Source organism: Streptomyces sp. SID13726 (assembly GCF_010548375.1).
Classification (GTDB): Bacteria; Actinomycetota; Actinomycetes; order Streptomycetales; family Streptomycetaceae; genus Streptomyces.
This window is the reverse complement of sequence record NZ_JAAGLY010000364.1, coordinates 1-467: the sequence shown is the minus strand read 5'-3', so window position 1 is coordinate 467 and position 467 is coordinate 1. Positions and strand designations below refer to the sequence as shown.

At 74.3% G+C, this 467-nt stretch carries 1 protein-coding gene; it reads right to left on the bottom strand.

Annotated features, from left to right (window positions below):
* Positions 1-237: 237 nt before the first annotated feature.
* Positions 238-467 (bottom strand): hypothetical protein (locus G3I78_RS48090; protein ID WP_164436936.1); only part of this gene is annotated, 230 nt, incomplete at its 5' end.

Sequence of the window (467 nt, the reverse complement as noted above, 5' to 3'; positions counted from 1 at the left end):
CGGAGCGAGGGCTCGGTCGCCGCCGCCGCCGGGGCGACGGCGAGCGCCACGAGGGCAGCGCCGGCGACCGCCGCCGTGGCTCGGCGACGGAGTCGTGTCTGGTGGGGAAGCATTGGTGGTTCCTCTCGGGACGGGTGACCGCGACGACGCGGTCAGGGATCTCTGACGAAGCGGACGGGGCCGTCGTGGCGGTGTCCTCCGACACCGCCACGACGGCCCGGCTGTGGCCGCTGCGGCTCAGCCGCAGCGCTTGGCCTCGTACGGTGCCTGGACCGTCACCGGCTCGCGGCCGGGTGCGGTGGCCGTGACGTTCACCGCTCCGGCGTCCACCACGTCCGCCAGGGAGCTGAACGACTGGTAGGCGTTCCCTCCCGGCGCGACCGCGGCGTACGTCCGGCTGCCGAACGGTGTCGACAGCACGATCGCCGCTGTCTGCTCGTCCGTGTTCGTCGCGCGCACCGCCACGT